The following is a 21,734-nucleotide window of genomic DNA, read 5'->3' as shown; positions in this document are numbered from 1 at the left end:
GCCCGGGCGGCGGCCCCCGGGCCGGCGCCGGCCGTCGCCCGGGAGCGGTCCGCCCGGGACAGGCCCGGCCGGCCGAGTCCGGCGCAGCTCCCCTCGGTGCCGCTGCCGCTGTCGGCGCGCTCCGGCGCGCTGGCCGGGCTGCAGCGGTTCCTGACGACCTGTTCGATGCCCGCGGGCGTGGTGGCGACGGCGGTGGTGACCGGCCGGGGCGGTGTCGGCAAGAGCGCGCTGGCCCTGCACGTGGCGCACACCGTGCGCGGCTCCTCGGTGCACGGCCAGCTCTACGCGGATCTCGGCGGCGCCGCGCGGCCGCTGACCGCCCGGGCGGTCCTGCCGCGGTTCCTGGCCGACCTCGGGGTGCCCCGGGACGAGATACCCGAGGAGGCGTCGGAGCGGGAGAGCCTGTACCGCTCGCTCACCGCGGGCCGCCGCCTGCTGGTGGTGCTCGACAACGCCTCCTCCACCGCGCAGGTGCGGCCGCTGATTCCGGGCAGCGGCGGCAGCCGGCTGCTGGTGACCAGCCGGCGGCGGCTGGCGGACCTGGACGGGGCGCACACCGTGCAGCTCGGCCCGCTCGACGAGGCCGGGTCGCTGGAGCTGCTGGGCAGCATCGTCGGCCCGGCCCGGGTCGGCGCCGAACCGCAGGCGGCCCGTGCGGTGCTGACGGTCTGTGCGGGCCTGCCGCTGGCGATCCGGGTCGCGGGGACCAGGCTGCTGGAGCGCCCGCACTGGAGCATCGGGTACCTGGCCCGGCGGCTCACCGAGGCCCCGCGCGTGTTGGACGAGCTGCACGCGGGCGACCTCGGTGTCCGGCCCTGCCTCGACGCCGACCACGCCGGGCTCCGGCGGAGCGCTCCGGCCGGGGTCGACCCGGCCGAGGTGTTCACCGCGCTGGGGGCCGCCGGAGCGAGTTCGGTCTCCGCCGGCCGGGTCGCGGTGATGTTCGGCTGCTCCGAGGAGCAGGCCGAGGAGGCCCTGGACGCCCTGGTCGAGGCGAACCTGCTGGGCGCGCCGGCGGGGGGCCGCTACCGGCTGGACGCACTGCTGCGGGCGTACGCCCACGAGCGGGCGCAGACGGCCGCCGGCCGACAGCACGAGCACCCGTACATGCGCGCCGGCTGACCGCCCGGCCACCCGCTCGCCCTTCGCCCTTCGCCCTTCGCCCGATCATTTTTCGATCCGTTCCCCTCCGAGAGGACCCTTCGCCATGGCCGACCAGACGACAGCCACCCGTGACCTGCTCGCCTACGTCCGGGACGTCTCGCTCCGCGACGACGACCTGCTCAAGGAGCTGCGCGAGACCACCGCGGGCCTGCCGGGCGGGACCGCCATGCAGGTGATGGCGGAGGAGGGCCAACTGCTGGCCCTGCTGGTCGGGTTGACGGGGGCCCGGACGGTGCTGGAGATCGGCACCTTCACCGGTTACAGCACCCTGTGCATGGCCCGCGCCCTCCCGGCCGACGGGGTGCTGGTGTCCTGCGACATCGAGGAGCGGTGGGCGGCCATCGGCGCCGAGTTCTGGAAGCGGGACGGGGTCGACTCGCGGGTCGACCTGCGGATCGGCGACGCCGCCGCGACCCTGGACGCGCTGCTGGCGGAGCGCGGGCCGGAGAGCTTCGACTTGGTGTTCATCGACGCGGACAAGGCCAACTACGTGCGCTACTACGAGAGTTCGCTGGCGCTGCTGCGCCCCGGCGGCCTGATCGTGGTCGACAACACCCTGTTCTTCGGCCGGGTCGCCGATCCGGCCGCCGTGGACCCGGACACCGTCGGGGTCCGGGCGCTGAACCGGGTGCTGCACGAGGATGCCCGGGTGGAGCTGTCGCTGCTGGTGATGGCGGACGGGATCACGCTCGTCCGCAAGCGCTGACGACGGCCGGCCGGGGCCCGGGAACGCCGGGCCCCGCGCCGGTCACGGCGTTTCCGGTCCCCCTTCCGGCGTGCTCAGGTCGGGCGCCTCCACGCTGACGACGGTGGACACCGTGCGCGGGCCGGGGGCCAGGTGCAGGCGCTGGAGTCCGCCGTCCTGCGCGGCCGGTGCGAGGACGTCCGCGCACGGGCACGGCGCTTCGTCCAGGTCCTCGAAGCCCGCGAACCGGTAGGCGATCTCCATCATCCGGTTGCGTTCGGTCGCCCGGAAGTCCGCGACCAGGTGGGCCCCGGAGCGGGCAGCGGCGTCGGCCAGCCAGTTCAGCAGGGTCGCGCCGGCGCCGTAGGCGACGACCCGGCAGGAGGTGGCGAGCAGCTTGAGGTGCCACATGCCGGGGTGCCGCTCCAGCAGCAGGACGCCGACGGCGCCGTGCGGGCCGAACCGGTCGGTGAGGGTGACCACCAGGACCTCGTGCCCGGGGTCGCTGATCAGGCCGCGCAGCACCGCGTCCGGGTAGTGCACCCCGGTCGCGTTCATCTGGCTGGTGCGCAGGGTGAGTTCCTCGACCCGGGACAGCTCCTCGCCGGTGGCCCGGCCGATCCGCATCCGCAGGTCCAGGGAGCGCAGGAACTCCTCGTCGCTGCCGGGGGCGGCCGCCCGCTCGGCGTCGCGGCGGAAGCCCGCCTGGTACATCTGGCGCCGCCGCCGGGAGTCGACGGTGCTGGTCGCGGGGGTGAACTCGGCGAGCTCGGGCAGGTCGAGGACCTGCTCGGCCGGGTAGCACCGCACCTCGGGCAGGTGGAAGGCCACCTCGGCGCGTTCGGCGGGCCGGTCGTCGACGAAGGCGATGGTGCCGAGCGCGAAGTTCAGCCGGTCGGCGATCCGGCGCACCGACTCGGACTTGGCGCCCCAGCCGATCTCCGGCAGGACGAAGTACTCGGCCAGGCCGAACGCCTCCAGCCGGGCCCAGGCGTGCTCGTGGTCGTTGCGGCTGGCGACGGACTGCAGGATGCCGCGGGAGTCGAGCTCGATCACCACCTTGCGCACCTCCTCCGGCAGGTGCACCTCGCCGTCCTCCAGCAGGGTGCCCTGCCAGAGGGTGTCGTCCAGGTCCCAGACCAGGCACTTGACGGTCGCCGCCATGTCGTCCCTCCCCTTCTTCTCGGCCGCGGGCCCGTTCACGACACCCCCGGGGCGGCGAGGGCGTGCTGCGCCAGCATCAGCCGGCACAGCTCGTTGCTGCCCTCGATGATCTCCATCAGCTTGGCGTCCCGGTACGCCCGGGCCACCGTGTGCCCGTCCCGGGAGCCGGCCGAGGCCAGCACCTGGACGGCCGTCGCCGCGCCCCGGGCGGCCTGGGTGGCGCTGACGTGCTTGGCCAGCACGGTCGCCACCACCTGGTCCGGCGAGCCTTCGTCCCAGCAGCGGCTGGCGTGCTCGCAGACCCGGGTGGCCACCTGCTCGGCCGTGTACAGGTCGGCGAGGTGCCCGGCGACGAGCTGGTGCTCCGCGAGCGGCCTGCCGAACTGCTCCCGTCCGGCGGCGTGCGAGGTGGCCGCGGCCAGGCAGGCCCGCAGGATGCCCACGCACCCCCAGGCGACGGACATCCGCCCGTAGGCCAGCGCGGTCGTCACCAGCAGGGTGGGCGGCAGCGGGTGACCGCCCAGGACGCTGTCGGCGGGCAGCCGCACCCCGTCGAGGTGGACGTCGGCGTGGCCGGCCGCGCGGCAGCCGAGCGGGTCGGCGATCCGCTCGATCCGGACGCCGGGCGCGTCGGCGGGCACCACGACGGCCACCGCGCCGTCGTCCTGGCGGCCGACGAGGACCAGCAGGTCGGCGTAGTGGGCGGCGGTCACCCACTTCTTGTGCCCGTCGAGGACGACCGTGTCGCCCTCGCGGCGGACGGTCGTCGCCATCGCCGAGAGGTCGCTGCCGGCGCCGGGCTCGCTGAAGCCGACCGCCGCCAGCTCGCCGCCGGTCAGCCGGGGCAGGTGGGCGGCCGCCTGCTCGGCGGTGCCCAGGCGCTGGATGGTCCACGCCGCCATGCCCTGGGAGGTCATCACGCTGCGCAGCGAGCTGCACAGGCCGCCCACGTGGGCGGTGTACGCGCCGCTGTCCGTGCTGCCGAGCCCCCAGCCGCCGTACTGCCGCGGGACTTCGGCGCACAGCCGGCCCTCGGCGCCCAGCTCGCGGAGCAGCTCCGTCGGTATCAGGCCGGTGCGGTCCCACTCCTGCGCCCGGTCGCCGACCCGCAGGGTGACGGCGGTCGTCGCGCCGCTCAGGTCCTCACCCACGCCCGCCCCCGGCGGGCGCCTGGAGCCGGGCCACCAGCTCGGCCATCTTCCGCACGGTGCGGAAGTTGTCCAGCCGCAGGTCCGCGCCGCGGACGGCGACGGCGTAGGTCTTCTCCAGGTGCACCACCACCTGCATGGCGAAGAGGGACGACAGCCCGCCGGCCTCGAACAGGTCGGTGTCGGCGTCCCAGGCGGTTCCGGTGCGTCCTTCCAGGAACTCCAGCAGTTCCTTCTCCAGGGCGTGGGTGTCGGGGGTGTTCGCTGTGCTCATGGTCTTCTCCTCGTCGGGGTGATCGGTCGGGGTGGTCAGGTGTAGTCGTAGAAGCCGCGCCCGGACTTGCGGCCCAGCCGGCCCTCGCGGACCAGCCGGAGCAGCAGTTCGGCGGGGCGGCAGCCGTCGTCGCCGGTGCGTTCGTGCAGCACGGTGAGGGAGTCGACGAGGTTGTCGATGCCGATCAGGTCCGCGGTGCGCAGCGGGCCGGTGGGGTGTCCCAGGCAGCCCTGCATCAGGGCGTCGACGTCCTCGGCGCTCGCTGTGCCCTCCTGCACGACCCGGGCGGCGTCGTTGATCATCGGGTGCAGGATGCGGCTGGTCACGAACCCGGGTGCGTCCCGGACGACCACCGCCTTCCGCCGCAGGGCGGTGAGCAGGGCCGCCACGGCGGCCATCGCGGCGTCCCCGGTGCGGGGGCCGCGGACCACCTCGGCGGTGCCGATCAGGTAGGGCGGGTTCATGAAGTGGGTGCCGACCAGTTCCTCCGGCCGCTCCAGGGCCCCGGCCAGTTCGTCGACGGGGATGGAGGAGGTGTTGGTGATCAGCAGGGTGCCGGGGCGGACCAGTGCGGAGACCTCGGAGAGGACCGCGGCCTTGGTCGCGGCGTTCTCGGTGACCGCCTCGACGACGGCGGTGGCGCCGGCGGCGGCCTTGAGCGAGGTGCCGGTGGCCAGCGCGCCGAGGGGCGTCCCGGCGGGCAGCGCGCCCATCAGTTCGGCCAGCCGGAGTTCGTCGCCGATCAGGTCCGCGGCCCGGTCGAGCCGTTCCCGGTCGACGTCGACCAGGTGGACCGGCAGGCCGTGTCCGAGGGCGAGGGTGGTGATGCCGACGCCCATCACCCCGGCTCCCAGCACGGTGAGGGCGTGGCGCGGGGCGGATTCGTCGTGCGGGGCCGTGGTCAACGGGTTCTCCTTCGTCTTCACCGGGCGTCGGGGGTGCGGAGCGTGGCGTCGAGCCAGTGGGCGACGGCGTCGCCGGTGGTCGCGACGTGCTGCTCCATGATCGAGAAGTGGTCTCCGGGGACGTCGACGACGCTGTCGGCGCCGTCCCAGGTCGAGCGCCAGTCGCCGGCTTCGGCGGACGGGCGGCCGAGCGGCGTGGAGGCGCGGACCAGCAGCAGCGGGGCGCGGACCGCCGGGGGCTTCCAGTCGTCGAGCAGCCGGAAGTAGCCGCCCATCGCGGTCAGCCGGGTTCCGTCCATCGGGGCCGCCCGGTCCTCCCGGGCGAACATGCCGCCCAGCAGGACGTCGTTGAACTGGGTGATGCCCCGGTTGTCGGAGAGGTAGGTGTCCAGCAGCACCACGGCCGCCGGGCCCGCGCCGCGCCGTTCCAGTTCGGCGGCCACGCCGTGGGCGAGCGTGCCGCCGGAGGAGGAGCCGGCCAGCACGAGCGTCCGGCCGGGCAGTTCCCGCAGCAGCGTCGTCGCCTGGAAGTCCAGCAGGGCCGGCATGTCGGCGGGCAGTTCCTCCTCGGGGGTGAACCCGGGGGCGTCGAGGGCGGCGACGGCGTAGCGGTCGCGGAAGCGGGCGGCGAAGCGGGCGTACTGGTGGGCGCCGCCGAGGGCGACGACGGAGCCGAAGCAGACCAGGACGGGGGCGTCGGCGCGCTCGTTCAGGCGCAGCAGCCGGGGTCCGGTGCCGGCGGCGGCGAGGTCGCTGCCGCGCTGGAAGGCCGGGCGCAGGGCGGCGGCGTGCTTGAGCAGGGCGATGCCGTCGTCGATCCGGCCGAGTGCGCAGGCCCGGCGGAACAGCACGGCCGCCGGGTCGGTGTCGGCGGCGTCGGCGTCGGTCGCGGACGCCGCTGCGGGCCGGGGGGTGTGCTCGGTCGGGATCTCGGCGGCGAGGCGGGCCGCGAGCGCGGCGGGGGTGGCGCTGTCGAAGACGGCGGAGGGCCGCAGCCGCACTCCGGTGGCGGCGGCCAGCCGGTTGCGGAGCTCGACGGCGGTCAGCGAGTCGAATCCGACGGAGAGGAAGGGCGCCGTCGCGGACAGTGCCCCGGCGTCGGTGTGGCCGAGGACTTCGGCGGCCTCGGCAAGGACGAGTTCGCGCAGCACCTGTTCGCGGGCCGGCGCGTCGGCGGCGGCGTCGAGTCGGCGCCGCAGCGCCGCGGCGGCGTTCGGCGCGGCCTTCGCCCCGGCCGTCGTGGCCGGGACGCGCCGGACCAGGGAGCGCAGCATCGGGTGCACCGGGCCGTCGCCGCGCACGGTGAGGTCGAGGTGGGCCAGGACGACGGGGCTGCCGTCGCCCGGCGGGGCGGCGTCGGGGGCGCAGACCGTGTCGAGCAGGGCCATGGCCTCCTCGTCGGACAGGCCGCGGGCGCCGCGCCGGTCGATCCGCCGCCGGTCGGGGCCGTCGAGTTCCGCCGTCATCCCGCTCGCCCGCTCCCAGGGCCCCCAGGCCAGGGACAGGCCGGGGAGCCCGAGCCGGCGGCGTTCCGCGACGAGGGCGTCGAGGGCGGCGTTGGCGGCCGCGTAGGACGCCTGGCCCGGGCTGCCCAGCACGCCGGCGGCGGAGGAGAAGACGACGAACGCGGCGAGGTCCGCTCCGCGGGTCAGCCGGTCGAGGTGGTGGGCGGCGTCGAACTTCGGCCGCAGGACGGCGGCGGTGCGCTGCGCCGTCAGCCCGTCCAGCAGGCCGTCGTCGAGCACGCCGGCGGTGTGCACCACGGCGGACAGCGGTCGGCTCTCCGGGACGGTGGCCAGGGCGGCGGCCAGGGCCCGGCGGTCGGACACGTCGCAGCGCAGCGCGGTCACCTCGGCTCCGGCCGCGGCCAGTTCGGCGGTCAGCTCCGGCATGCCGGGGGCGTCGGCGCCGCGGCGGCTCAGCACCAGGAGGTGGCGCACCCCGTGGGCGGCGACCAGGTGGCGCGCCAGGACGGCCGCGAGGGCGCCGCCGCCGCTGAGCAGCACCGTTCCCCCGGGCGGCCCGAACTCGCCGGCCGACCGGGTCGCGGGGGCGGGTGCCGCGGGCCGTACCAGGCGGGGGGCGTGCAGGACGCCGCCGCGCAGGGCCGCCTGCGGTTCGCCGCCGGCGAGGAGGTCGGCGAGCGCGTCGCCGAGGGCGGCCCGGTCCGGCCCGTCGGTGTCCAGCAGCACGAACCGGTCGGGGTGTTCGAGCTGGGCGGCCCTGAGCAGGCCCCAGACGGCCGCCGCTCCGGGGTCCGCCGGCTGCGCGCCGAGCGGGCCGGTCGCGCCCCGGGTGAGCACCACCAGGGGTGTCCGGGCGGTGCTGTCGTCGGCCAGGTGGGCCTGGACGCGCTCCAGCACCCCGGCCACCGTCGCGTGCACCGCCGCGGGGTCCGCGCCTGCGGCGTCGGCGGACGGGGGGCAGGTCAGCAGCACCGCGTCGGGCGTCCCGGCGGGCGGCTCGACGGGGAAGCCGGCCGGCAGCAGCCGCTCGTCGCGCGGGCCGAGCAGGCCCCAGCGGGTGACGGGGCGGGGGCCGGGCCCGGCGGTGACCGGCGTCCAGCCGACGTGCAGGACGGAGCCGGCGGGCGCCCGCAGCGCGGCGGTGGACGCCGTGCGCAGGGTGAGCGAGCCGACCGTCGCCACGGTGCGTCCGGCGGGGTCGGTGATCCGCGCGGTGACGGCGTCGGGGCCGTCGGGGCGCAGCCGGACCCGCAGGACCGGCGCGTCGGAGGCTTCGATCGCGACGCGCTGCCAGGAGAACGGCAGCGGGACGCCGTCGGCGGGCCCGCCGGTCGCGGGGTCCTCGCGCAGGCCGGTGGTCTGGAGGGCGGCGTCCAGCAGGGCCGGGTGCACGCCGAAGGCGCTGCCGAGGAGGCCGTCGGGCAGGGCCGCTTCGGCGTGGATCGCGTCCTCGGTGCGCCAGGCGGCGCGCAGGCCCCGGAACGCCGGGCCGTAGGCGACGCCACGGGCTTCGAGCAGCTCGTACAGCTCGTCCACGTCCAGCGGGACGGCGCCGGGCGGGGGCCACGCGCCCGCTGCCGCGGCCGGGTCGTCGGGATCGGCCGAGGCGTCCCGGGGGCCGACCGTGCCGGTCGCGTGCCGGGTCCAGGGCCGGTCGGCGGCGCCGGGGTCGGTGTCGGGCCGGGTGTGGAACTCCACCGGGCGCCGGCCGGTGCCGTCGTCCGCCCCCACCCGTACGCGCAGCTGCACGGCGTGGTCGTCGGGCAGCACCAGCGGGGCGGCGAGGGTCAGTTCCTCGACGAGGGCGCAGCCGTGCCGGCGGCCCGCGTACGCGGCCAGTTCGACGAGGGCCGCGCCGGGCAGGATGACGGTTCCGGCCACGGCGTGGTCGACGAGCCAGGGGTGGGTGGCGGTGGAGAGCCGGCCGGTGAAGAGGGTGCCCGCGTCGTCGGGCAGCTCGATCGCGGCGCCGAGCAGCGGGTGGTCGGCGGCGGCCTGGCCGGTGGCCTCCTGGTCCAGCTCGGCCGGCGGGGCGTCGAGCCAGTAGCGGCGGCGCTGGAAGGCGTAGGTGGGCAGGTCGACCCGCTGGGCGCCGGTGCCCGCGAACAGCCGCTCCCAGTCGACCCGCAGGCCCCGGACGTGCGCCCCGGCGAGGGCGAGCTGGAAGCGGCGGAGCCCGCCGGCGCCGCGCCGCAGGGTGTCGAGCACCACCGTCTCGGGGGCGCCCTCGTCGGCGGCCGTGTCCTCGATGCCGTACATCAGGGCGGGCTGGGGGGCGGACTCGATGAAGACGCGGTGCCCGGCGGTGAGGAGCGCGCGGGTCGCCTGCTCGAACTCGACGGTCTGCCGGAGGTTGCGGTACCAGTACTCGGCGTCCAGGGCCTTGGTGTCCAGCAGGCCGCCGGTGACGCTGGAGTAGTACGGCACCGCGCCGGAGCGCGGCACGATGCCGTCGAGGTCGGCGAGCAGGCGCTCGCGGACGTCTTCCACGTGCGCGGAGTGCGAGGCGTAGTCGACGTCGATGCGGGTCGCCCACACCCCTTCCTCCAGGAGTTCCGCCACCAGCGCGGTGACCGCGTCCGCGTCGCCCGACACCGCCGTGGACGACGGGCCGTTGACGGCGGCCACCGAGAGGCGGCCCTCGGCGATGCGTTCGCGCACCACCTCCACCGGCAGCGGCACCGAGGCCATGCCGCCACGGCCGGCCAGTGCCCCGACCGCGCGGGAGCGCAGCGCGACCACCCGGGCCCCGTCCTCCAGGCTCAGCCCGCCCGCCACGCACGCGGCCGCGATCTCGCCCTGGGAGTGGCCCACCACGGCGTCCGGCACCACACCGAACGACCGCCACACCTCCGCCAGCGACACCATCACGGCCCACAGCACCGGCTGCACCACATCGACCCGCGCCAACAGCTCCTCCGAACCCAGCGCCTGCGCCAACGACCAGTCCACATACGGCGCCAGAGCCCGCTCGCACTCCGCCATCCGCCCGGCGAAGACCTCCGACCCGGCCAGCAGCTCCACGGCCATCCCGACCCACTGCGAGCCCTGGCCCGGGAACACCAGCACCGAACGGCCCGGGCGCGGCCCGCCGCCGACCAGCACGGCCGCCGAGCCCTTGCCCCGCGACAGTGCGGCGAGACCGGCCAGCAGGTCGTCGCGGTCCGCGCCCACCACCACCGCGCGCTCCGGGAGCCGCGAGCGGCCCGCGAGCAGCGAATGGCCCACGTCCAGCACGCTCAGGCCCGGCTGCGCCGTCACCCGCGCGTGCAGCGCCGCCGCCTGGGCGCGCAGCGCGTCCGGGGTGCGCGCCGACAGGATCCAGGGCACCGCCGGCAGGGGGGTGGGCGCGGCCGGCGGGCCGTCGTCCTCCGCGGGGGCCTGTTCGAGGATGACGTGGGCGTTCGTCCCGCTGGCGCCGAAGGAGGACACCCCGGCGCGGCGCGGCCGTCCCGTCTCCGGCCAGGGGGTGGCCTCGGTGAGCAGGGAGACGGCGCCCTCGGTCCAGTCGATGCGGGGCGAGGGGCGGTCGACGTGCAGGGTGCGCGGCATCACGCCGTGCCGGATCGCGAGCACCGACTTGATCACCCCGCCGACGCCCGCGGCGGCCTGGGTGTGGGACAGGTTGGACTTCAGCGATCCCAGCCGCAGCGGCTGCCCGGCGGGCCGGTCCTGGCCGTAGGTGGCCATCAGCGCCTGCGCCTCGATGGGGTCGCCGAGGACGGTGCCGGTGCCGTGCGCCTCCACCATGTCCACCTCGGACGGGGCGAGTCCGGCGTGGGCGAGCGCCCCGTTGATGACGCGCTGCTGCGCGGGCCCGTTCGGGGCGGTCAGCCCGTTGCTGGCGCCGTCCTGGTTGACGGCCGAGCCGCGGACGACGGCCAGCACGGGGTGCCCGTTGCGCCGGGCGTCGGAGAGCCGTTCGAGCAGCAGCAGCCCCACGCCCTCCCCGAACCCGGCGCCGTCCGCCGCCGCCGAGAAGGACTTGCTGCGCCCGTCGGGCGCCAGGCCGCGCTGGCGGCTGAATCCGACGTACAGCCCGGGGGTGGACATCACGGTCACCCCGCCGGCCAGGGCGAGGGTGGTGTCCCCGGAGCGCAGCCCCTGGCAGGCGAGGTGGACGGCGACCAGCGAGGACGAGCAGGCGGTGTCCAGGGTGACCGCCGGGCCCTCCAGGCCCAGGGTGTAGGCGATCCGGCCGGAGGCGACGCTCGGGATGGTGCCGGTGCCGAGGAAGCCCTCCACTTCGTCGGGCACCCGCCCGAGCCGGGACCCGTACTCGCTGTAGATCACTCCGGTGTAGACGCCGGTGCGGCTGCCGCGCAGGGTCGCCGGGTCGATGCCCGCGCGTTCCACCGCCTCCCAGGACGCCTCCAGCAGCAGCCGCTGCTGCGGGTCCATGGCGAGGGCCTCGCGCGGGGAGATGCCGAAGAAGCCGGCGTCGAAGCCGGTCGCGTCGTGGAGGAAGCCGCCTTCACGGACGTAGAAGGTGCCGGGGGTGTCGGGGTCGGCGTCGAAGCCGCCCTCGACGTCCCAGCCGCGGTCGGTGGGGAACGGGGAGACCCCGTCGCGCTCCTCGATCAGCAGGTCCCACAGGTCTTCCGGGGTGCGCACGCCGCCGGGGTAGCGGCAGCTCATCGCCACCACGGCGATGGGCTCGGCGGCGTCGTCGCGCAGCCGCCGATTCTCCTGCCGCAGGCGCTGGTTGTCCAGCAGCGAGGCGCGCAGGGCGGCGACCACCTGGTCCGTGTCGGCGGGCATGGGGTTGGGCTTCTCCTTCTGCGGCTGTCGGTCAGTCACGTTCGCCGCCCAGGGCCAGCCGGACGAGTTCGTCGACGGCCATGGCGTTGATGTCGGCGGCGGGAGCCGCGCTCTGCGACGGGTCGGCGCTCTCGCGCTCCGCCGTCGCGGTGGGCTTCCGGGTGGCGGCGGGGCCGTCGGGGACCAGGCGGCCGGCGAGGTAGCCGGCGACGGCGGCCGGGGTGGGGTGGTCGAAGACCAGGGTCGCGGGCAGTCGGCGGCCGGTGGCGGCGCCGAGGCGGTTGCGGAGCTCGACGGAGGTGAGCGAGTCGAAGCCGAGGTCCTTGAACGCCTGGTCCGGGTCGACGGCTTCGGCCCCGCCGTGGCCGAGGATGTCGGCGGCCCGGCTGCGCACCAGGTCGAGCAGGGTGGCGAGGCGTTCCTCCGGGTCGAGGTCGGTCAGCCGGCGGCGCAGCGTGTCCGCCTCGGCGGCGTCCGCCCCGGAGGCGGGGCGGCGTGCGGCCGCGGGGACCAGGGCGGAGAGCAGGGCCGGGACGGGCCCGGTCCGCGCCGCCGTCCGGAGCCGGCCGAGGTCGATCTTGACCGGGACGAGCAGCGGTTCGTCCAGGGTGAGCGCCGCGTCGAACAGGGCCAGGCCCTCGTCGCTGTCGATGGCCGCGGTGCCGCCCCGCGACATCCGCCGCAGGTCGGCGGCGCCGAGCGTGCCGGTCATGGTGCTGCGGCTCGCCCACAGGCCCCAGGCGAGCGACTGGGCGGGCAGGTCCAGGGCGCGCCGGTGCTGGGCGAGCGCGTCGAGGAAGGCGTTGGCGGCCGCGTAGTTGCCCTGCCCGGCGTTGCCGACGGTGGCGGACGCGGAGGAGAACAGCACGAAGGCCGACAGCGGCAGCTCACGGGTGAGGGCGTGCAGGTGGAGGGCCGCGTCGACCTTGGGCCGCAGCACGTGGCGCATCCGGTCGGGGGTCAGCGACTCGACCGTCCCGTCGTCCAGGACGCCGGCCGCGTGGACGACCGCGCGCAGCGGACGGTCGGCGGGGATGCCGGCGAGCAGGGCGGCGAGCGCGTCCCGGTCGGCGACGTCGCAGGCCGTCACGTCCACCCGGGCGCCGTGTCCGCGCAGTTCGGCGGCGAGGTCGGCCAGGCCCGGGGTGTCCGCGCCGCGCCTGCCGACGAGCAGCAGGTTCCGGGTGCCGTGCGCGGTCACCAGGTGCCGGGCGACCAGGCCGCCGAGCGTGCCGCCGGCCCCGGTGACGAGGACGGTTCCGCCGGCCGCCGCGATGCCGGACGGGGTGTCCGGGTCCGCGGGGGCGGCGGCCCTGGTGAGGCGGGCGGCGAGGAGCCGTCCGGCGCGGATCGCGAGTTGGGGTTCGGCGGCGGCCAGGGCCTCGGGCAGCAGCTCGGCCACGGCGGCCGGGTCGTCGGTGTCGATCAGCAGGAAGCGGTCCGGGTGCTCGGACTGGGCGGAGCGGAGCAGGCCGCGGACCGCCGCGCCGGCGAGGTCGGTGACCTCCTCGCCGGCCGCCGTGGCGACCGCGCCGCGGGTGACCAGCACCAGGCGCGAGTCGGCGAAGCGGTCGTCGGCCAGCCAGTCCTGGACGAGCCGCAGGGCGTCGTCCAGCGCGGTGTGCACGGCGGCGGCGTCGGGCGGGGAGGACGGGAGCTCCGGGGTGTGGTCGCACCAGGCCAGCACCGCGGCGGGCGTCGGCGCTCCCCCGTCCAGTGCGGCACCGAGCGCGGCCAGGTCCGGGTGGCTGTCCGGGAACAGCTCCCGGCCGCCGAGGACGGCCCAGGCCCCGAGGGGGGCGGCGGGCGCGGTGGCGGGCGCCGGCGACCACTGCAGCCGGTAGAGCGAGTCCGGGCCGCCGACGGGGCGGAGGGCGTCCAGGTCGATCGGGCGGACGGCGAGCGCCTCGACCGACACCACCGGGAGGCCGTGCGGGTCGGTCGCGTCGATCGACACCGATCCGTCCGGCCGCAGGCCGAGCCGCACCCGGAGCGCGGTGGCTCCGGAGGCGTGCAGCCTGAGCCCGCTCCAGGAGAACGGCAGTCCGGCGGACGGCCGGTCCGGGCCCGGTCCGGTCTCCGGATCGGCGCTCAGGAACAGCCCCTGGAGGGCAGCGTCCAGGAGCGCGGGGTGCACGCCGAAGGCGGCGGCGGTCCGGGTGCGGTCCTCGGGCAGGCGCACCTCGGTGAAGATCTCCTCGCCCCGGCGCCAGGCGGTGGTGAGCCCGCGGAAGGCGGGTCCGTAGCCGTAGCCGGAGGCGTCGAACCGCTCGTACAGGTCGCCGACGGGGACCGGGACGGCACCGGGCGGCGGCCAGGCGCCGGCGCCGTCCGGCGCGGGCGGCGGCTTGCGGGTCGCGGCGTCGGCGGTGAGCCGGCCGGTCGCGTGCGCGGTCCAGTGCGGGGTCGCCGCGTCCTCCCGGCAGGAGTACAGGTCCAGCGAGCGGCCGCCGTGCGCGTCTGCGGCGCCGACCCGGATCTGCAGGCGGACGGCCGTGTCGGCGGGTATCAACAGCGGCTGCTGGAGCGTCAGTTCCTCCACCGCGTGGCAGCCGGCCTCGTCCGCGGCGCGGACCGCGAGTTCCGCGAAGGCCGCGCCGGGCAGCAGCACCGCACCGGCCACGGCGTGGTCGGCGAGCCAGGGGTGGGTGCGCAGCGAGATCCGGCCGCTGAGCAGCAGCTCACCCGTGTCGGCCAGCTCGACGGCCGCCCCGAGGAGCGGGTGGGAGGCCGGATCGAGCCCGGCCGCGCCCACATCGGCCACCGTGGCGGGCGCCGGCTCGGGCCAGTAGCGGGTGCGCTGGAAGGCGTACGTCGGCAGGTCCACCCGCCGCGCGCCCGGGAACGCCGACGACCAGTCCACCTCCAGCCCGCGCTCCCAGCCGCGGCCCACCGCGCGCAGCACCTGCGCCAAGCCGCCCTCGCCGCGACGCAACGTCCCCAGCACCGCGGCATCGACCTCGGCGGCCTCCACCGACTCCCCCACCGCCACACCCAGCACCGCGTGCGGGCTGGACTCCACGAAGAACCGGAAACCCTCGCCCAACAACGCCTCCGTGGCGTGCGCGAACTCGACGGTCTCCCGAAGGTTCCGGTACCAGTACTCGGCGTCCAGCTCCTTCGTGTCCAGCCAACTGCCCGTCACCGTCGAGAAGAACGGCACCGAGCCGGACCCGGGTGCGAGACCGTCCAGGTCCGACAGCAGGCGCTCGCGGATCTCCTCCACGTGCGCGGAGTGCGACGCGTAGTCGACCTCGATCAGCCGAGCCCGCACGCCTTCCGCGACGAGCTCCTCCACGAGCGCGGCGACCGCGTCCGCGTCGCCCGACACCACCGTGGACGACGGGCCGTTCACCGCCGCCACCGACAGTGCCCCCAGGCGCTCCCGCACCACGTCCACCGGCAACGGAACCGACGCCATACCGCCACGACCGGCCAACGCGCGGATCGCCAGGGAGCGCAGCGCGACGACCTTCGCCCCGTCCTCCAGGCTCAGACCGCCCGCCACGCACGCGGCCGCGATCTCGCCCTGCGAGTGGCCGACGACGGCGTCCGGCACCACACCGAACGAGCGCCACAGCTCGGCCAGCGACACCATCACGGCCCACAGCACCGGCTGCACCACATCGACGCGAGCCAGCAGCTCCTCGGAGCCCAGCGCCTCGACCAACGACCAGTCCACGTACGGCGCCAGCGCCCGCTCGCACTCCGCCATCCGCGCCGCAAAAACCTCCGACCCGGACAGCAGCTCCACCGCCATCCCCACCCACTGCGAACCCTGGCCCGGGAACACCAGCGCCACCCGACCGTCGACCGGGCGGCCGCCGTCCCACGCCCCGGAGTCGTCGGCCGTCCGCGCCAGCAGGGTGCGGAGCTCGTCTCCGCTCCCGACCAGTGCCTTCCGGTACTCGAACGCGGTACGCCCGTGCAGGGCGGCCCCGATGTCGCGCGGGTCGGCCCCAGGGTCGCCGTCCAGGTGGCGGCGCAGCCGGTCGGCCTGGGAGCGCAGGGCCTGCGGGCTCCTCGCCGACAGCAGCCAGGGCACCTCCGGCAGGGGGGTGCGCTCGGCCGGCGGGCCGTCGTCCTCCAGGGGGGCGTGTTCGAGGATGGTGTGGACGTTGGTGCCGCTCAGGCCGAAGGAGGACACGCCGGCCCGGTAGGGGCGGCCGTGCTGGGGCCAGGGCTGCTGCTCGGTCGCGAGGGCCACCGCCCCGCGCGTCCAGTCGACGTGGCTGGAGGGCGTGCCGACGTGCAGGGTGCGGGGCACCTGTCCGTGCTGCATGGACAGCACCGTCTTGATGACTCCCGCCACGCCGGACGCCGCCTGGGCGTGGCCGAGGTTGGACTTCAACGAGCCGACCAGCAAAGGCCGTTCGGCGGGCCGGTCCTGGCCGTAGGTGGCCAGCAGGGCCTGCGCCTCGATCGGGTCGCCGAGGGTGGTGCCGGTGCCGTGCGCCTCCACCACGTCCACCTCGGACGCCGTCAGCCCGGCGTCCGCCAGCGCGGCCCGGATCACCCGCTGCTGGGAGGGGCCGTTGGGGGCGGAGAGCCCGTTGCTGGCGCCGTCCTGGTTGACCGCCGAGCCGCGGACGACGGCCAGCACCGGGTGCCCGTTGCGCCGCGCGTCCGACAGCCGCTCCAGCAGCAGGACGCCGACGCCTTCGCCCATGCCCATGCCGTCCGCGTCGTCCGAGAAGGCCTTGCAGCGGCCGTCCTCGGCGAGTCCCCGCTGGCGGGAGAAGCTGATCAGGGAGCCGGGGGTGGCCATCAGGGCGACGCCGCCGACCAGGGCGAGCGAGCAGTCGCCGCCGCGCAGCGCCCGGCCGGCGTAGTGCATGGCGACGAGGGAGGAGGAGCAGGCGGTGTCGACGGTCACCGCGGGGCCCTCCAGGCCCAGGGTGTAGGCGACCCGGCCGGAGACGACGCTGGGTGCGCTGCCGGTGAGCAGGTGGCCGTCCCCTTCCTCGGACTGGGCGACCACGGCCGCGTAGTCGGCGTAGTTGACGCCGGTGAACACGCCGGTGCGGCTGCCGCGCAGGGCGGCCGGGTCGATGGCGGCGCGTTCGATCGCCTCCCAGGTGGTCTCCAGCAGCAGCCGCTGCTGGGGGTCCATGGCGAGGGCTTCGCGCGGCGAGATGCCGAAGAACTCGGCGTCGAACTCGGCGGCGTCGTGCAGGAAGCCGCCGCGCCGGGTGGTCGAGGTGCCGGGGCGGTCGGGGTCGGGGTCGTAGAGGGCTTCGAGGTCCCAGCCGCGGTCGGTGGGGAAGTCCGAGACGGCGTCGCCGCCGTCGGCGAGCAGGCGCCACAGGTCCTCGGGGGTGCCGATGCCACCGGGGAAGCGGCAGGCCATGGACACGATCGCGATCGCCTCGTCGTCGGGCGCGGCAGGCTGCACGGCGGTGTCCGGGCCGGCGGTGGCCGGTGCGGCGGCCGGTCGGCCGAGCAGTTCGGCGCGGATCTCCCGGGCGAGCGCGGTGGACGACGGGTGGTCGAAGATCAGCGTGGACGGCAGCCGCAGTCCGGTGGCGGTGTTGAGCCGGTTGCGCAGCTCGACCGCGGTGAGGGAGGCGAAGCCCAGGTCCTGGAAGGCCGCGCCGGGCCGGATCGCGTCCGCCCCGGAGTGGCCGAGGACGGCTGCCGCGTGGGTGCGGACCAGGTCGAGCAGCAGGCGGTGCTGTTCGGATTCGCCGAGGGCGGCGAGCCGTTCGCGCAGCTGTGCGGCGGCGGGCGCCACGGTGTCGCCGGCCGGGCCCTCCAGGGCGCGGCGGGCTTCGGGGACGCCGGTGAGCAGCGGGCTGGGGCGGGTGGAGGTGAAGACGGCGGCGAACTGCTCCCAGTCGACGTCGGCGACGGTGAGCACGGTCTCGTCGTCGTCCAGTGCCTGTTGCAGGGCGTGCAGCGCGAGGTCGGGGGCGATCCGGGGCAGGCCGTGCTGCTCCAGGTTGAACAGGTCGGCGTCCGCTCCGGCGGTGCGGTCCTGGTTCTCGGCCTGCCAGATGCCCCAGTCGACGGTGGTGGCGGTGAGGCCGCGGGCCCGGCGGTGCTGGGCGAGCGCGTCGAGGTAGGCGTTGGCGGCGGCGTAGGCGCCGTGGTCGCCGCTGCCCCAGACGCCGGCGATCGAGGAGAACAGCACGAAGGCGTCGAGTTCGCGGTCGAGCAGGGCGTCGAGGTGTTCGGCGCCGGCGGCCTTGGCGGCGACGATCTGTTCGAACGCGGACATCGGCGTGCCGTCCAACGGGGCGAGCGCGACGAAGGCGGCGGCGTGGACGACCGCGGTGACCGGGTCGCCCGCCGTCTCCAGGCCGGTGAGCAGCGCCTCGACGGCCGGCCGGTCCGCCAGGTCGCAGACGGGCATGGTCAGCCGGGCGCCGAGGGCGGCCAGCTCGGCGGCGAGTTCGGCCGCGCCGGGCGCCTCGGGGCCGCGGCGGCCGGGCAGGACGAGGTGGGTGGCGCCGTTGCGGGCCAGCCAGCGGGCGAGGTGCGGGCCGAGGGCTCCGGTGCCGCCGGTCAGCAGGACGGTGCCGCGGGGCTTCCAGTGCTGCGCGCGGCCCTCGCCGCGGGGGGCGCGCCGCAGGCGGCGGGCCAGCAGGCCGGTGGGGCGCAGCGCGAGCTGGTCCTCGCGGCCGGGGGCGGCGGACGTGAGGACGGCGGCGAGCCGGGTCCGGGCGCGGGCGTCGAGGTCCGGCGGCAGGTCGACGAGGCCGCCCCAGCGGGCGGACTGTTCGAGCGCGGCCACCAGTCCGGTGCCCCAGACCAGTGCCTGGCGGGGGTGGGTGACCGGGTCGTCCGGGCCCGTCGACACGGCCCCGGCGGTGGCGCACCACAGGGGCGCCGTGACGGCGAGGTCGCCGAGGGCCTGCACCAGGGCGACGGTGAGCGCCGTCCCGGTGGGCAGGGCCGGGTGGTCGGGGTGGGGCTCCTCGGCGGCGGCCAGCAGCGACAGCACGCCGGTCGGGACGCGGTCGCCGAGGGCGGCGGCGAGGGTGGCCGCGAGGTCGGTGCGGCGGACGGCGTCGGCGGTGAGCTCGGCCGTGACGACGGTGGCGCCCGCTTCGGTGAGGGCGAGCAGCGAACCGCGCACCCGGGCGTCGTCGTGCTGCCCGGCGGGCAGCACGACCAGCCAGGTGCCGGCGGCGGCCGCGTTCGGCAGGTCGGGCAGGGGCTGCCAGCCGATGCGGTAGCGCCAGGAGTCGATGACGCTCTCGTCGCGCCGCTGCCGGCGCCAGCCGCGCAGGGCCGGCAGGACGGGGCCGAGGGCGTCCTCGTCGACGGCGAGGCGGGCGGCGATCTCGGCCGGGGCCTGGTGGTCGACCATCTGCCAGAAGGCCGTGTCGTCCGGGTCGGCGGCCGGTCCGGCGGCCGGCCGCGTCTCCGGCTCCAGCCAGTAGCGCCGCAGCTGGAACGGGTATCCGGGCAGGGCGGTCGGGCGGGCGCCGGTGTCGGCGTACACCGCGGACCAGTCGACGGCCGCGCCCGCCACCCACAGTTCGGCGGCCGAGCGCAGGGCCCGGCGCGGTCCGCCGTCGTCGCGGCGCAGGGTGCCGACGACGACGGGCGGTTCCTCGGCGCCGGTGGCCTCGGCGGTGTCCTGGAGGGCCATGGTCAGCACCGGGTGCGGCGACACCTCGACGAAGACCTCGTGGCCCTGCTCGACCAGGGCGCGCACGGCCGCGTCGAAGCGGACCGTCCCGCGCAGGTTGCGGTACCAGTAGTCGGCGTCCATCCCGGTGGTGTCGAGCCGGTCGCCGGTGACGGTGGAGAACAGCGGGATCCGGGCCGGGAGCGGGCGCACGTCGGCCAGGGCGGCCAGCACCTCGGACCTGATCCGTTCGACCTGGGCGGAGTGCGAGGCGTAGTCCACCGGCACCGACCGGGCCCGGACGCCCTGGGCGTCGCAGTGGGCGAGCAGCTCGGCCAGGGCCCCGGTCTCCCCGGAGACCACCACGGCGGCGGGCCCGTTGACGGCGGCCACCGACAGCTTCCCCGCCCAGCGGGCCAGCTCGGCGCGGACCCGCTCCTCGGGCAGGGAGACCGCGACCATGCCGCCGCCTCCGGCCAGCGCCCGGATCGCCCGGCTGCGCAGCGCGACGACCTTCGCCCCGTCCTCCAGGCTCAGCGCGCCCGCCACCACGGCGGCGGCGATCTCGCCCTGGCTGTGGCCGACCACGGCGTCGGGCCGGACGCCCCAGGACTCCCAGTGCGCGGCCAGCGCCACCATCACCGCCCACAGCACCGGCTGCACCACGTCGACCCGGTCCAGCGAGGGCGCGCCGGGGTCGCCGCGCAGGACGCCTTCCAGGGACCAGTCGACGTGGGCGGACAGGGCGGCGTCGCAGGCCGCGAGGCGGTCGCGGAAGACGGGGCTGGTGGCGAGCAGGTCGCGGGCCATGCCGTCCCACTGGGAGCCCTGGCCGGGGAAGACCAGGGCCGTGCGGCCCTCGACGACCCGGCCGGTGCCCACCACGACGTCGGCGGCGGGGACGTCCGGGCCGGGCGCGGACAGCGCGGCGAGCCCGTCCAGCAGCGCCGGGCGCCCGTCGCCGATCACCACGGCCCGGTGTTCGAAGGCGGACCGGGTGGTCGCCAGCGAGAGGCCGATGTCGGCCGGCCGGGCGGACGCGTCGGCGGCGAGCCGGGCGCGCAGCCGGGTCGCCTGGTCGCCGAGCGCGGCCGCGGTGCGGCCGGACAGCACCCAGGGCAGTACGGCCCCGGGCGCCGCTTCCGGCCGGTCCGCCGGTGCCGGCTCGGGTTCCGGCTCCGGTGCCTGTTCGAGGACGACGTGCGCGTTGGTGCCGCTCATGCCGAACGAGGACACGCCGGCCCGGCGCGGCCGGTCGACGGCGGGCCAGTCGCGGGCCTCGGTGAGGAGTTCGACGGCGCCCGCGGACCAGTCGGCGTGCGGGGTCGGGGCGTCCACGTGCAGGGTGCGCGGCAGCACGCCGTGGCGCAGCGCGAGGACCGTCTTGATGACGCCGGCGACACCGGCGGCGGCCTGGGTGTGCCCGATGTTCGACTTCAGCGAGCCGAGCCAGAGCGGGCGGCCGGCGGGCCGGTCCTGGCCGTAGGTGGCGAGCAGCGCGTCGGCCTCGATCGGGTCGCCGAGGGTGGTGCCGGTGCCGTGCGCCTCCACCGCGTCGACGTCGGCGGCGGTCAGTCCGGCGTCCGCCAGCGCCGCCCGGATCACCCGCTGCTGGGAGGGGCCGTTGGGGGCGGTCAGGCCGTTGCTGGCGCCGTCCTGGTTGATCGCCGAGCCGCGCAGCACGGCCAGCACCGGGTGCCCGTGGCGGCGCGCGTCCGACAGCCGTTCCAGCAGCAGCATGCCCACGCCCTCGCCCCAGCCGGTGCCGTCCGCGGCGGCCGCGAACGGCTTGCAGCGGCCGTCGGGGGACATCGCGCCCTGCCGGCTGAACTCGACGAACACCGCCGGCAGCGCCATCACGCTGACCCCGCCGGCCAGGGCGAGCGAGCACTCGCCGGCCCGCAGCGCCCGGGCCGCGAGGTGCAGCGCCACCAGCGAGGACGAGCAGGCGGTGTCCACGGTGACGGCGGGGCCTTCGAGGCCGAGCGCGTAGGACACCCGCCCGGACATCACGCTCATCGAGTTCCCCGTCATCAGGAACCCCTGGACGGCTTCGGCGGCGTCGGCGCCCAGCGTCGCGTAGCCCTCGTCGACGGCCGCGGCGTACACCCCGGTGCGGCTTCCCCGCAGGGTGAGCGGGTCGATGCCGGCCTGCTCGACGGCCTCCCAGGCCGCCATCAGCAGCAGCCGCTGCTGCGGGTCCATGGCGAGGGCCTCGCGGGGCGAGATGCCGAAGAACTCCGGGTCGAAGTCCGCCGCGCCGTCCAGGAACGCCCCCCGCCCGGGGATCGCGGTGCCGGACGGCCAGGCGCGCTCCCAGCCCCGGTCGCCGGGGACGGGCGTGGTGGTGTCGCGGCCTTCGGCGAGCAGCTCCCACAGCTCCTCGGGGGTGCGGACCCCGCCGGGGAAGCGGCAGCTCATCGCCACGATCGCGATCGGCTCGTTCAGCCGGGCCTCGGCCTCGCGGAGCCGCTGCCGGGTGTCCCGGAGGTCGATGGTCACGCGGTTGAGGTAGTCGCGCATCCGCTGGTCGCTCACTGCACACCGCTGCTTTCGTCTCGGGCTGCTCGGGTCTCGTCCCGAAGGAC

8 protein-coding genes are annotated in these 21,734 nt (G+C 76.6%); 2 read left to right on the top strand and 6 right to left on the bottom strand.

Going from position 1 to position 21,734, the window contains the following annotated elements; translation table 11 throughout:
* A partial coding sequence (locus tag ACWEMJ_RS12920) for an NB-ARC domain-containing protein (RefSeq protein WP_452137056.1) occupies positions 1-1,122 on the top strand: 1,122 nt, incomplete at its 5' end.
* A gap of 85 nt (positions 1,123-1,207) precedes the next feature.
* A complete protein-coding gene (locus tag ACWEMJ_RS12915; protein WP_452137055.1) occupies positions 1,208-1,870 on the top strand; it encodes an O-methyltransferase in 663 nt (220 codons plus the stop codon).
* Positions 1,871-1,912: 42 nt separating this feature from the next.
* Here the strand turns inward: ACWEMJ_RS12915 and ACWEMJ_RS12910 are convergent, their stop codons facing one another.
* Genes ACWEMJ_RS12910 through ACWEMJ_RS12885 form a run of 6 tightly spaced genes read right to left on the bottom strand, consistent with a single transcriptional unit; the run spans position 1,913 to position 21,684 of the window.
* A complete protein-coding gene (locus ACWEMJ_RS12910) occupies positions 1,913-3,013 on the bottom strand; it encodes an HAD-IIIC family phosphatase (RefSeq protein ID WP_452137054.1) in 1,101 nt (366 codons plus the stop codon).
* Between the two features lie 35 nt (positions 3,014-3,048).
* Positions 3,049-4,164: an acyl-CoA dehydrogenase family protein gene (locus tag ACWEMJ_RS12905; RefSeq protein WP_452137053.1), complete on the bottom strand. Its 1,116-nt coding sequence runs from the start codon at positions 4,162-4,164 to the stop codon at positions 3,049-3,051.
* Positions 4,157-4,435, bottom strand: a complete 279-nt coding sequence (locus tag ACWEMJ_RS12900) for an acyl carrier protein (protein WP_452137052.1) — start codon at positions 4,433-4,435, stop codon at positions 4,157-4,159. The genes ACWEMJ_RS12905 and ACWEMJ_RS12900 overlap by 8 nt, the downstream gene beginning before the upstream one ends.
* A 35-nt stretch (positions 4,436-4,470) precedes the next feature.
* The gene (locus ACWEMJ_RS12895; RefSeq protein ID WP_452137051.1) at positions 4,471-5,340 is read right to left on the bottom strand and encodes a 3-hydroxyacyl-CoA dehydrogenase family protein; all 870 of its coding nucleotides are present in this window, start codon (positions 5,338-5,340) and stop codon (positions 4,471-4,473) included.
* A 17-nt stretch (positions 5,341-5,357) separates the two neighbouring features.
* Positions 5,358-11,567 carry a type I polyketide synthase gene (locus ACWEMJ_RS12890; protein WP_452137050.1) on the bottom strand — a complete coding sequence of 2,070 codons (6,210 nt, stop codon included), beginning with the start codon at positions 11,565-11,567 and terminating at the stop codon, positions 5,358-5,360.
* Positions 11,568-11,598: 31 nt separating this feature from the next.
* Positions 11,599-21,684, bottom strand: coding sequence for a type I polyketide synthase (locus ACWEMJ_RS12885; protein ID WP_452137049.1), 10,086 nt, complete (start codon positions 21,682-21,684; stop codon positions 11,599-11,601).
* Between the last annotated feature and the right edge of the window lie 50 nt (positions 21,685-21,734).

The sequence above is a fragment of the Kitasatospora sp. NPDC004531 genome (assembly GCF_053602195.1).
Note: the sequence above shows the minus strand (reverse complement) of the source record. Positions and strands in the feature narration are given on the sequence as shown.